Consider the following 12,111-nt stretch of genomic DNA (forward strand, 5'->3'; position numbering starts at 1 on the left):
GGCAAGTCCTCCGGAGGACCCCCCGGATCCGTCACCATCAGCCGCGGGCTCGAACGACTGGCACCCGCAGCAGAGATGCTACGGGTGCTCAGGGAGAATGGGCTCGCGAGATGAGACCAATGCTCAGAACCAGGGCAAGCCCTGGACTCGAGTTGGAAGAACTGCGCGATGCGCAGTTCTTCCACAGGCCGGTGGCAAGACCAAGGACGGCGTTGCCAGTCACGGCGGTCTTGGTTGGCAGGGCCTTCGCTGGTCTTGCCTCGGCCTGTTCGATGAACTGCGCATCGCGCAGTTCATCGACCAAAGGTCCAGCGCTTGCGCTGGTCCGGGTCCAGGGGCGGATAGCCCCGGTGGGGTCTGGGGCAACGCCCCAGCGAAGCGCCTCGATCATGCCCGGAGCTTGCGGATCCGCTCGTTGAGGAATGGCGAGAAATGGTACCCGTAGCGCTCGAACAGCTCGGGCTTTTGCCAGTCTTCGCTCGTGATGGAGCCACGGCATAGCCTGGAGCCGCACCGGCAGGCCTCTGGCTCCCAGTCTGCGTCGAGGTACATTGCGTAATCGATGGTGACCTCGTCTCCCACGGCGAGGCGGCGGCGCGTCGCGAGCGTTACCTCGTCCAGCATCCACACGGCCGGGTCGCAGGCGTGGTTGATGTAATCGTCGGCTGTGTGTTCTTGCCCGGCCACGTTTCCCAGGAAAAGGTCCTCGCTGATCGCGGTATAGCTGCGCCGGAGAGCGCGCCCTGCGGCGATGTCTTCCCGCGTGAAGACCTGTCCGCCCCAGATGATGATCGTCTTGCCTTTTTCGATGGGAGCCGTCGCGAAAATGCCGTGCCCGTCAATGGGAGACGGGCGTACCTCGAGCCGGGGATCGAGCCATGATGCCGGCAAGTACTCTCGTTTGCGCGCTGCTCCGGTCACTTGTCCTCACCTGCGGAGGGAAGGCCTTATTCGGCTGAACGGATGAAGTGTCCGACGAATGTCGCGTGGTCCAGCATGTCGGGCTCGGGCACGAATGGGATCCGCCAGGTCTCGAATCCTCGAAGGCGCCCGCCGAAGAGGTAAGGGGAGCAGACGAGCGCGGCGCGCCGCTCCACGGGGCCTTCGTCGGTATACTCCAGCAAGGTGTATGCCTGGGGCCGGACGCGCTTCTGTACGAGCCACAGCGAGGGCGGCTGTGCAGGCTCGACCGGCTGCGCGGGCAATGCGCGGAGCAAATGCTCCCATTCGTCCCGGTCGACGTTGCAACCGAAAAAGACGTGCCGACCCATGTGCGAGTCCGCCCGCTTGAGGACGTAATCTCCGCGATTGCGTTTGACGTGGTCGATCTCGGCGCCGCTCATCAGGTCGATGAGCCGGGTCTCTGGGATCAACGTGTCCACGGCGTCCTGCTCCTCCGGCGTCAGGTTTCGTGGCCTCGTGCGTGGATCGCTCAGGCAGGCGAGGAACAGCTTCGATTGCAGCGCGGCGAGGCGGAGGGGCACCGTGCAGCCCGCGACCATCGGCACGAGCGGGCGCAGGGTGTCGGTGAACGCGTCCCGCGCTTTGTTCACGGTATAAAGCGTGCACGCGCGGTGGAGATGGCCCGGGAGCGCGGGTGGATAGGACGGGCTCGGCTCGCCGGCGTAGTGGGCGAAGTGCTGAATGCCGTGGGGGTTCTGGTTGAGGTAGGCGAGAATCGGCTCGCACTCGGGGGCCGCGGCGACGCTCCTCACCCAGTGGATCCGGTGCGGGCGCGCCTCGGCGAGCTCCGTGAAATAGTCCTTCAGGCCGGCGAGGGGGCGCCCGCTTTGCAGCAGCGCGTTCGGGAGCTCGAAGAGCTCGGCGCTCTGGGTCCACAGATCATCGGGCTTCTCGTACCCCGAGACGGCCGTGTCGAAATTGGTCTCCGCCACCTGCGGCCCCTCTTCGCCCATCACGATATCCGGACGCCCGAAAAGGAAGGACACGGGGGCTTCGGGGAGCGCCGTTTCGGACCGCCGCGCCCGCTCGGCTTCTTCGAGGACGGGCCAGCCCCTGTAAAAATGCACGACCGCGCGGAGCGCGCGGGTCATCGGCCCGAGCTCCGGCTCCGAGGGCGGCGGCTCCACGAGCGCCATTGCGAGCACGGCGAGATGCGCGTGATAGAGCGCCTGGATCTTTCGCTCGAAGGCTCGCACCGCGTCGGCCGGCGACTCGACGGGGGCCCACAAGGTGCGCGGCGCGCGGTCCGGCCACGAGGTCCGCCGCATGCGCTCTCGGAAGGAACCGAGGAGGCGCGACGGCTCGGGCGGTGTACACGAAATGGTTCCGATAGGTAACTCGCTCACACCACCTCCCACCGATCCGCATTGCGGATGAATTCGCGCTTGACCCACATACCTGCCCATCGGTATCTTCGCAACTCGATTCGCGGAGCGACGATCATGAAGCAACGCGACGGTGAGGTGCTTTTCTTGTCGCTCGAGGATGTCGTCGCCTGTGGGGGCGGCGATGTGAGGCGGGCGAGCGAGGACGTGCAGCGAGGCTTTGCATTTCTGCTGGAGGGGCGCGTCGTTCAACCGACGAAAGCATCCATGAAGCATCCGCGGCCCGTCCCGGAGCCCGAGGTGGGGTTTCTCAATTTCATGCCTTCGCTCGTGTTGTCGGAGGGCAGGGAGATCCTCGGCTGCAAATCGATGGGCTCGATGCCCGCGAACGTGGCGCTCGGGCTGCCGCGCGCCACGGGGATCATCACTTTGTTCGACGCGCAAACGAAATGTTTGCGATCCATCATGGATGCGCAGGTGATCAGCGCGACGCGCACCGGCGCCGTATCGATGCTGGCCGCCCAGAAGCTCGTGCCGCCCGATACGCAGGAAGTGGCCCTCATCGGGGCGGGCGTGAACATGCGGACGCAGCTCCTCGGGCTCCTCCTCGCCCTCCCGAGCCTGCGGCGCGTGCGCGTGTATGCCGAGGGCGCCTCGAAAGAGCGCTTCGCCGCGGAAATGTCGCGTCGCACGGAAATCGACATTCGCTCCGTGGCGACCGCCGAAGAAGCTGTCCGCGGCTGCTCCTTCGTGGTCACCTGCGTCTCGCGGGATGACCGTCCCGTCGTGCTGGATCGATGGATCCCCGAGCGTGGGGTCACGATCTTTTCGATCGGCGGGTTCGAGGTGGAGGCGTCGCTGCTCGCGCGTATGGACCGGATCGTCGCGGATCGATGGGCGGACGTGAAGAGTCGCAACGTGCAGACGCACGCCTTCGCGGTGGCGCAGGGGGTCATTCCGGAGAGCCGCGTGGAGGATCTCGGGCCCATTCTCGCGGGCCAGCGCAGCGGGCGCACCTCCCGGGACGAGAGCATCTTCTTTTCGCCCGTGGGGCTTGCGTTCGAGGACATCCTCGTCGCGGATCGGGTCTACGGAGAGGCGCTCCAGCGTGGGCTCGGGCAGCGGCTGCGTCTGTGGAGCTCCTCGGAATGGATCTGAGGGAAGACGCGCGCGCTCGGCTCGAACGCCTTCCCCGATCGCAGCGCGCCGACATCGTGCAGGCGTGCCTCCAAATCGGGCGTGCTGCGGAGTACCCCCTCGAAGGCCGGCCATTCCTCGTTCCTCTGGAGCTCGACGCCGCGCATGCAAAAAATGCCTTTCGTCAGGTGGAGTGTCTCGTTCGAGCGCTCGTGCGCCTGGAGCATCACGCCCGCGGCCGGGGAGGGGAGGCCCTTCTCCAGCGCTTGCGGAGCTCGCTGGAAGAGGGCAGCGATCGGCTCGTGCGTCAATGCACGTTCGAATCGGCCGACTCCGTCGAGCATCGGCTGCGCCGCGTCGACACGTTCCTCGATCCCGCGAGTGGCCGCTGCACGGCGATCGAGGTGAACCAGGCCGCGCCCCTCGAATTGCATTACCACGACGTGGATCAGCGGATGGCTGCCTCGTTCCTGGGCGCGCTGGGGATCCCGTACGAACCGCGGCTCCTCGCCCCGCACGTCGTGGAATGGCTCTTCGACGAGTATTGCGCACGTTACCCGGGTCGCATTCCGCGACGGATCGCCCTGGTCTCCGAGCACGGCTACGCCGGCAAGCGCGAAGTCCCGCACGTGGCGAGGGAATACCAGCGCGCCGCGCGCGAGCGATACGGCGTGCACGTCGACATCGTGTTTTGCTACCCGCCGGAGGTGAAGCTCGCCTCCGGCCGGCCCACGGTCGGGGGCGCGGAGGTCGACATGATCTGGCGATACTCCGTGTATCTCGACACCTACCACGAGCGCGGCATCGACGTGACCGATTACGAAGCGGTGTACGCGCATCCGGAGGAGCACCTGATCGTCAATTCGACCGGCGCATTCCTCACCGCGTCGAAGGAGACGTTCGTTTTGCTCGGGGATGCCTCCGTGGTGGCTGCGCTCGGTCTCGCGCCGGAGGAAGTGGCGCTGCTTCGCGAGACGGTCCCTGATACGGTGAACCTCGCCTTCGATCCAGCGCGGCGCCGGGAGGTGCTGGAGGAGCGGGAGGGGTGGATCTCGAAGCCCACGGATTCCTCCTTTGGAGAGGGTGTCGTCTTTGGCGCGGCGCTGTCGCGCGGGGAATGGGAGCGGCTCGTGGAGGAGCGTACCCAGGCGGGTTTTCTCTTCCAGCGGCGCGTGGAATACCCGGTCGTCGCCGCGCTCGAAGTCGCGGAGGATGGCTCGCTGCTCGAGCGGGACATCGAGATCGATTTTTGCCCCTTTCACGTGGGCGGCCGCATCCCCGGCCCGACCATTCTACGGGCCCACGTGGTGGAGCCTGGTCAGCGCGGGACGAGGATCATGAACACGCGCGCCGGGGCGTTCATGGTGCCGTTTCTGGCGCCTCCCCGAGCTGAAACGCCCCAAGACAGGAGCCGCTAACCTCGTTCACCCCTCCCGTTCCCTCGACCGAGCCTCGGGACAGAACCAGTTCAGCCCCAGCCTTCCCTCCACCGTCCCCATCTGTAAAACATCTTTCAAATCTGCCCGCTCCCCCGAGCCCCGGGACAGAACCGATTCAGACCCAGCCCTCCCTCCACCGTCCTCATCTGTAAACCATCTTTCAATTCTGCCCGCCCCACCGAGCCCCGGCTGAGAACCCGTTCTCCCGTGGCCTTCCCCTCCCGAGGCCCCCCTTCTCGGTTTGTCGCAATCCGGCTACGCTCCCCCGACCCATGCCCGACGAAGACAAGCTCCGCGCCTTCGGCCGCCTCGTGGTCAAGCTCCAGCAGCGCGAAGACCTCACCCGAGACGAAGTCCGCGAAGCCTACCGCCAGATCTGGCGCAACGAGCAGCCCGAGCTCCACCAGGGCGCCTTCATCGCCGCCCTCCGCGCCAAAGGCGAGTCCCAAGCCGAGCTCACCGGCGTCGTCGAAGCCTTCCAAGACGAGTGGCGTCTCTGGTTCCCCCACACAGTCCGCTCCCCAGAACCCCCCCTCAGCATCGCCGGCGTCGGCATGGACGCCCTCAAAACCATCAACGTCTCCAGCGGCGCCGCCGTCCTCGCCGCCGCCTGCGGCCTCTACGTCCACAAACCCGGCGCCCCCGCCCTCACCGGCGTGAGCGGCGCCGCCGACATGTTCGCCCTCTGGGGCGTCGACCTCGACGCCCCCGGCGAAGCCCAAGTCAAGAGCACCGAAACCTGCCGTCTCGGCTTCACCTCCGTCGTGGGCCGCGCCTTCATGACCAGCGGTTTCGCCCGCGTGATCAGCCAAATCCGCATCGGCTCGTCCTTCCACATCGGAGGCCCCCTCGTCCGCCACGTCGGCGAACGCCACAAGATCGCAGGCGTCCCCGAGCCCCGTCTCGTCCGCATCGTCTGCGAAGTGATGCGAGACCTCGGCTACGAGCGAGCCCTGGTCCCCTGCGCCGAATCCCGCGCCCACCCCGGTCGCTACCTGGACGAGATCGGCAACGTCGGCCCAACCCACGTGGCCGAGCTCTTCCCCGGAGGCGAAATCCGCGAGTACGTGATCCGTCCCGAAGACGCCGGCCTGCGCGAAGCCCCCTTCGAAGCTATCGCCTCCCGCGGAACCGCCGAAGAAAACGCCCGCATCCTCGCCCGCGCCCTCGCCGGCAAGCTCGAAGGCCCCATCGTCGACGTGCTACTCCTGAACGCCGCCGCAGGCCTCAAGCTGATGGGCAAAGTCGACTCCCTCGCCGCCGGCGTGGATCGCGCCCGTCTGGCGATCCACGAAGGCCGCGCAATCGCCCAACTCCGCGCCCTGATCGAAACACAAAACCCCGAGCCCACCCGCGGTCGCGCCAAGCTCGAAACTTTGCTCGCAGACTAAAAGTCGTCAGAACCACGTGACGAGCCCCCCCTCGGTGGGTATTCTCGGCGCATTGCGTCGTCCGCCGTGAACGGGGAACAATTCCGATGACGAACAAGATCACCTACACGAAGCACATCGAGATGTCGGCCGATGAGATGGCAAACCTCGCCGTCTGGGATCGCGTCGTCCTCCGCGCCTGGCAGGACCCGGAGTTCCGCCAAAAGCTAACCGACGACCCCAACGCAGTCCTGTCCGAGCTCGGCTTCAAAATCCCCGCCGGCGTGCGTTTCGTCGTCGTCGAAAACACCTCCGACCGTCGTCACATCGTGCTGCCGTCGGCGCCGTCCGGTGATGTGTCCGTGTTGCCGCTCGATACGTCGCCGCTGCACGACTACGATCCCGGGTTCTGAAGCGGTAGCGCCGGGGTTTCACCCCGGACCCGACCAGGGGCTCTCCGCCCCTGGACCCGGACCAGGGCAAGCCCTGGACCGCTGGTGCATCGACCGCGGTGCGGTCGATGCAAAGAGGCATCAAGAAGGCAGCTAGGTTTTTTTTCCCTGTCGCGTGACGAGCTCGATGAGCCGCGTCACGTCAGGCACGCCGAGGCCCGTGGCCGGGTCCCAGCCAGGCGCGGCCGAGTAGCCCGAGAGTCTGTGGATCACGGCCTTGCCGTGGGCGTTGAGGACGTTCATGGCAACGTCCGTGCTGCCCTCGGAGATCTCGCGGAAAGGCGCCGGGTTTTCCTTCCGGAGCGCGTAAAGCATCGGGTTGATGAAGCCGACACGCCCGAGCCCGGCCGCGCGCCGCGCCTGGTTCATGAGCGCCACGATCGCCGCCCAGATCGGCGCCGCCACGCTCGTGCCGCCAGCGTAGTCGACCCACTGTCCACACGCGACGGCCTGGTACCCCTGCATGGTGAGCGGCTGGTTTGGGGCGCGTTGGACCGCTGAGCCCGAAGCCATGAGCGCGACGTCGGGGAAGCCGCGGCCGTAGGGGACGACGGCAGGCTCGCCCTCGCCGCGCGCGTACCAGCCCTTCATCGCGTCGGCTTGCCATTTGGGGATGGGCACCTCGCGGCTGAACCCACCGCTCGACGCAAGCCGCACGAAATGAAGCACGCGGCCGAGTCCAGGGGGCGGCGGCCCGCTCCACGCGATCTCCGTGAGCGGCGCACGACCCGTGATCATCGTGCCCCCAACCGAGAGCACACGTTCCTCCACGGCAGGGAAGACGCCGTGCGGCCAGGGTGCGTCTCCGACGTACCTCCCGTCCTTGATCGTGCGTGGCACGCCATCGAACGCGCCCCAGTCGCCGGCCGCGCTGATCACCGTGACGCCGATGGCCGCGGCCTGGTCGAGCAGACCACTCACGACGCGGCGACCGTGGACCCGGTAGTAGCTGCGTTCAGGCGTGATCCAGCTCGTCGACACGATCGTCGGCATGTTCTCGCGGTCGCCGATCACCTTGAGCAGGAACGTCACCCACGGATCGGCGATCACCATCGGATCGACGAAGTACACGAGGATCCGCGCGCCCGGCGCCATCGCGCCGACCCACTCGACGGTCATCGCGACCTCGAGCGTGTAGAGCTTGTTCGCGCTCGTCACCTTCGAGGGTCGTGATCCCACGTGGTACGTCTTGATCTCCGGCGGATGCGGGATCCCGTGGGCGTCCCAGAACGCGTGCAGATCGCTCTCCTCGAGCGCGCCGCCGAGCATCAAGAGCGCGATCGTCTCGCCGGACCCGTCGAGCTCGTTCATCGGCGGGAAGCGGTAGATCTGGCGCACGTCGGCGGGGGTCAAGCCGAAGCCAGGCTCGGGGCGGCTCTCGCGCGCGCCTTCGAGCGTGGGGAACTGCATCGGGTGCTCGGATCCCGCGTCGGCGACCATGGTGCTGCGCGCGCGGTTGCCGCTCTGCCGGACCTTCACGGACTGCACGTACCGCGCGATCTGCCGCGGGATCGGCCATTCCATGGGCGTGAGCGCGCGCTCGTCCTTCTCCTTTTCGTCGAGCCAGCGCCGGCACTCGGCGCCGAACGTGCGGCCCACGGCCTCCTTCGTGGTCTTCACGAAGATCGTCTGTCCCGACACGCTGCGCACATCCATGTGCGGCATGCCGTGCTCTTCGAGCCACTCGAGCACGGCGCGGCGCTCGTCCGAGGGGAGCACCACGAACTTGCGCAGCTCCTCGCGCTCGAGGTGCCGCGCGCGCTTGTGATTGTCCGGGTGACTCGCCGCCTCCGCCGCGCGCCGGATCGACTCGCGATCGTGCTCGTGCAGGACGAAGACGAGGGTCAGCTCGTCGGTCGCGGTTGCGCTTGCGCTCAAGCCGAAGCCCCCGGCGCGAGCCTGACAAAGCCCTTTTTCGCGGCGGCGCGCACGACGGAGAGTGTCGCGGCGCGGATGGCCTCGGGCGAAGCGTAGCCCTCGGGCAAGAGCCGCGGGGCCTCGGCGAGCAGCGTCGAGACCTCGTGATGGCGGCCCATCGCCTCGACGACCGGGCCGAGCACGGGCGCGATCTTGCTCGGCGCCGCGTGCGTGCGATGCGTGAAGTCCGCGTCGTCGCTCACGAGATCGTAGAAGACGTCGAGCTGGCCCGTCGGTTTGCCCTCGCTCGCCATGGGCTCGGTGCGCAGCGCCAGTCGGAAGGGCGCGAGGTGCTCGATCGCGTGCTTCGGAAGCTCTGCGGGCGGCGGCAAACCGTCTTCGTAGAACACGTTGTACACGTCGCCCTGGAGGCCCGCGATGCCTGCGACGAGCGGGATCACCGTGTCATCCGTGACGGCGCGGAGCGTCGGGAAGAAGCCGGCGCTCGCCATGGTGAAGGCCTGCCGATCGTCGACCGCGAGCTTGCCCGAGGCGTTCACGAGCCGCTGCGCCTCCCACCACCACGACGGCGCCGCGCGATTGTTTCCGTAGAAATAACGCGCGAGCCGCAGGAACGAGCCTGCCTCGCCGCGGATGTAGTCGGCGTACGCGCGCCAGAGCGCGTCCTCGGGCAGGTCCTTGCGCGCGCGCGCCGTGCGGTACGTGTACGCCGCGCGATGACCGCTCTGCATCGCGAGCGTCACGCCCGACGAGAGGATCGGATCGACGAAGATCGCCGCGTCTCCGGCCGTGGCCCAACCCGGGCCCGTGGGGCTTTTCGCCCACGACGACCAGTCGCGGGTGACGGCGATGCGCTTGCCTCCGCCGATGAAATCGTCGCGGTTCGTGGCGCGCGAGAGCAGGCCCCGCACCTCGGGGCAGCCCTGGATCGTCTCGTGGTAAAACGACTCGGGATCCTGGTTCTGCAGCGCGTCCTTGAAGTGCGCCGTGTTCGTCACGACGCCGACGCTGATGAGGTCTTGCGCGACGGGGATGTACCAGATCCAGCCCTTGTCGACCGAGCAGATGAACACGTTCGTCCGGTCGCGCGTGCCCCGGTAGAGGATCTTCCACTCGGCCCCGGACCAGTAGCCGTAGACCGCGTAGTTGTTCATGTGCGGATCGAAGACGCGGCCGCCCGGCGTGAAGCGCGTGCCTTGCCCGCTCGCATCGAGCACGAACGAGGTCTCGATCGTGCCCTCGCGGCCCTGATCGTCCTCCCAGTCGACGCCCGTGACGCGGCCGTGCTCGTCCTTGTGGATCGTTCGTCCGCGCGTCCCTTCGCGCACGTCGGCGCCGAAGTCCCGCGCGCGGTTCATGATCATGTGGTCGAACTCGGCGCGCCGCACGTTGAAGGCGTTGAACGTCTCGTCGCGCTCTTCGGGCCGGCGCAGGAGTTTCGAAAAATCCTGGCCGAGCACGTTCAGCACCTCGGCGCCCTCGTGGACCCGCACGTCGCCGAGCTTCAGGTAGTCGGCGTCCCAGGGCGTCCGATCGCGGCCCCACACGAACGTGATGCCCATCTTGCGGATGAACCCGGCGCGGCCGAGATCGTCGTAGATCCCGAGATCACGCAGGACCGGATTCAGCGCGGGGATGAGGGATTCGCCGATGTGGTAGCGCGGGAAGCGCGCCTTCTCGAGGACCGTGACCGAGAGGTTCGGCTCGTACTTCTTGAGGATGGCGGCGAAGGTGCTGCCCGCAGGACCTCCACCGAGGACGACCACGTCGCGATGCTCGATGCCCATGATTCGGCCTCGATTATCACGCGGCGCGCGCGCCTGGAAGCTTCGCGCCCGATGGGGTATCCGTGCTCTCCGAGGGCCGGGGAGGAGTCGCCGATCGTGCAGGGTTCCGACATCACGTGGGCGCGTATCGCGGAAGGAAAGATCGTGGTCGCCACGAGCGAGCGGGCCTTCCTCCACGAGGAAGCGCTGGCCTTCGGAGGGCCGTTCTCGGTGCCACCCGAGGGGCCGGTGAGCCTCGTGGCGACGCGGAATTTGCTCGACGGCGCGGTGGGCGTCGCGCAACGCGAAGGGCCCGCGCCGCCGCGGCGAGAGCTCACGCTCACGGGCTGGATCCACCGCCTCGCGGGGTACTTTCATACGACCCACGCGACGCCGCCGCTCATGATCGAGGCTGCGGCGCGCTTCGAAGCCGAAGGGCGCGCAGCGCTCGCGGCGTGGGCGCACGCGAAGTCGCGCGACGAGCACGGGCATGATGCGCTCGCGCTGCGCGATCTCGCGTCCCTCGGCTACGACGCCCGCGCGCTCGTCGCCGCGCACGTGCCGGAAACCGCGGCGGCGCTCGTGGATTTCTTCACGTCGCTCGTGCGTGGTCCGGGAGATCCCGCGCGGTGCGTGGGGTACGCGTTCGCGCTCGAGCGCCTCGCCGCGACGCGCAGCGCGGCCGAGGTGCGCGCGGTGCAAGCCGTGATCCCGCGTGGTGTCGATGCCACGCGATGCCTGCGCGTGCACAGCGCCGCGGGCACCGACGCGGATCACGTCGAGGACATCGTCACGCTCGCGGCCGGCCTCTCGTATGGAGAACGCGAGGCGATCGCCCGGGCCGCTTACGAGACCACCCGGATCGGGAAGATCGCGCGTGGCAGCGCCGCTCGCAGCGATGAGCAGCTCGGCGCGATGTTCGAGCCGTTTCGCGTCGCGCTCGAAACTTGACACGAGGGGCCCGCCTCGGCTGCGATGCGGGGCCTCTCGACAGGGGAGAGCGGATGTACCAGAGGCGTCACGTCCCGAGCTCGCGCGCGCTTCCGAAGACCTATCGTTTCCTGCGGCTTCCGCTCACGATCGACATCGCGCCGATCGTCGCCGAGATCGAGGCCGCGGACATCACGTGGCTGCCGAGCCAGTGGAAGTGGCACCTCGGCACCTCGTTCTGCATCCTGCGCGGCGGGCAAGAGCGAGGCTGGCCCGGCAGTCGTCTCACGAGCGGCGGCGGCATCGACGCACCTCCACTCGTGGCTCTCCCGCGCCTCTGCGAGTTGCTCGACACGGCGTTTCCCGCGCGCCCCGTCTCCGCGTGGCTCGGCTTGAGCCCGCCGGATTCGCGCATCCATCTGCACATCGACAACACGCCGCACTGGGACGAGCACCACCGCTTCCACATCCCGCTGATCACGACGCCGGCCGCGCGCCTCTGCGTCGCGGGCCGCTTCCTGCATCTGCCTGCGGGCACCGTGTGGGCCTTCAACAACAGCGTGCCGCACGGCGCGGAAAACCTCGGTCCGCCGCGCATTCACCTCATGGTCGATCTGCCGCCCGTGCCAGCCGTCGAGGCCCTCGTCGCCGCGGGCACGCCGGAAGAAGGCGCAAAAGATCCCGAGGCGATCGCACGTTTGTCGCGGGATCCGATGGAGTCGCTGCCCGAGGCGATGAAGTCGGACGCGTACCTGCTCTGGCGACTCGCGCAGCAGTAGCCGGAGAAGGGAAGGGGAGGGAAGAACACCCTCCGCTTGACCCATCGTCACCTCGACGAACCTCGAACGTGC

Annotated in this window: 11 protein-coding genes; 6 read left to right on the top strand and 5 right to left on the bottom strand. The window is 67.7% G+C overall.

What is annotated here, in order from left to right; all coding sequences use genetic code 11:
* Positions 1-88 precede the first annotated feature (88 nt).
* From KEG57_RS52360 to KEG57_RS52370, 3 genes are read right to left on the bottom strand one after another with little or no spacing between them, the layout of a single operon-like run.
* A complete protein-coding gene (locus KEG57_RS52360) occupies positions 89-391 on the bottom strand; it encodes a hypothetical protein (RefSeq protein ID WP_272459992.1) in 303 nt (100 codons plus the stop codon).
* Positions 388-891 (bottom strand): SET domain-containing protein, encoded by a 504-nt coding sequence (locus KEG57_RS52365; RefSeq protein ID WP_272424283.1) that lies wholly within the window; start codon positions 889-891, stop codon positions 388-390. Before KEG57_RS52365 ends, KEG57_RS52360 begins: the two co-directional genes overlap by 4 nt.
* Positions 892-947: 56 nt before the next feature.
* Entirely contained in the window at positions 948-2,231 is a 1,284-nt protein-coding gene (locus KEG57_RS52370) for a hypothetical protein (protein ID WP_272424282.1), read from the bottom strand.
* A 174-nt stretch (positions 2,232-2,405) separates the two neighbouring features.
* On the opposite strand from KEG57_RS52370, the gene KEG57_RS52375 reads away from it, so the two are divergent.
* The 4 genes from KEG57_RS52375 (at position 2,406) to KEG57_RS52390 (ending at position 6,647) form a co-directional block, all read left to right on the top strand.
* Positions 2,406-3,446: an ornithine cyclodeaminase family protein gene (locus tag KEG57_RS52375; protein WP_272424280.1), complete on the top strand. Its 1,041-nt coding sequence runs from the start codon at positions 2,406-2,408 to the stop codon at positions 3,444-3,446.
* Positions 3,437-4,843 (top strand): hypothetical protein, encoded by a 1,407-nt coding sequence (locus KEG57_RS52380; RefSeq protein WP_272459993.1) that lies wholly within the window; start codon positions 3,437-3,439, stop codon positions 4,841-4,843. Before KEG57_RS52375 ends, KEG57_RS52380 begins: the two co-directional genes overlap by 10 nt.
* A 293-nt stretch (positions 4,844-5,136) precedes the next feature.
* On the top strand, positions 5,137-6,255 hold the full coding sequence (locus KEG57_RS52385; protein ID WP_272424276.1) for an anthranilate phosphoribosyltransferase: 1,119 nt from the start codon (positions 5,137-5,139) through the stop codon (positions 6,253-6,255).
* 86 nt (positions 6,256-6,341) lie between these two features.
* Positions 6,342-6,647 (top strand): NHLP leader peptide family RiPP precursor, encoded by a 306-nt coding sequence (locus tag KEG57_RS52390; protein WP_272459994.1) that lies wholly within the window; start codon positions 6,342-6,344, stop codon positions 6,645-6,647.
* A gap of 132 nt (positions 6,648-6,779) precedes the next feature.
* Here the strand turns inward: KEG57_RS52390 and KEG57_RS52395 are convergent, their stop codons facing one another.
* Together KEG57_RS52395 and KEG57_RS52400 are read right to left on the bottom strand one after the other, a co-directional pair.
* The gene (locus tag KEG57_RS52395) at positions 6,780-8,564 is read right to left on the bottom strand and encodes a S53 family peptidase (RefSeq protein WP_272459995.1); all 1,785 of its coding nucleotides are present in this window, start codon (positions 8,562-8,564) and stop codon (positions 6,780-6,782) included.
* Positions 8,561-10,351 carry an NAD(P)/FAD-dependent oxidoreductase gene (locus KEG57_RS52400; protein ID WP_272459996.1) on the bottom strand — a complete coding sequence of 597 codons (1,791 nt, stop codon included), beginning with the start codon at positions 10,349-10,351 and terminating at the stop codon, positions 8,561-8,563. The genes KEG57_RS52395 and KEG57_RS52400 overlap by 4 nt, the downstream gene beginning before the upstream one ends.
* 96 nt (positions 10,352-10,447) lie before the next feature.
* Between KEG57_RS52400 and KEG57_RS52405 the strand changes: the two genes are divergently transcribed.
* The gene (locus KEG57_RS52405) at positions 10,448-11,281 is read left to right on the top strand and encodes an iron-containing redox enzyme family protein (protein WP_272424272.1); all 834 of its coding nucleotides are present in this window, start codon (positions 10,448-10,450) and stop codon (positions 11,279-11,281) included.
* Between the two features lie 53 nt (positions 11,282-11,334).
* On the top strand, positions 11,335-12,039 hold the full coding sequence (locus KEG57_RS52410; RefSeq protein ID WP_272424271.1) for an aspartyl/asparaginyl beta-hydroxylase domain-containing protein: 705 nt from the start codon (positions 11,335-11,337) through the stop codon (positions 12,037-12,039).
* The last annotated feature ends 72 nt before the right edge of the window (positions 12,040-12,111 follow it).

This window comes from Polyangium jinanense (assembly GCF_028435365.1).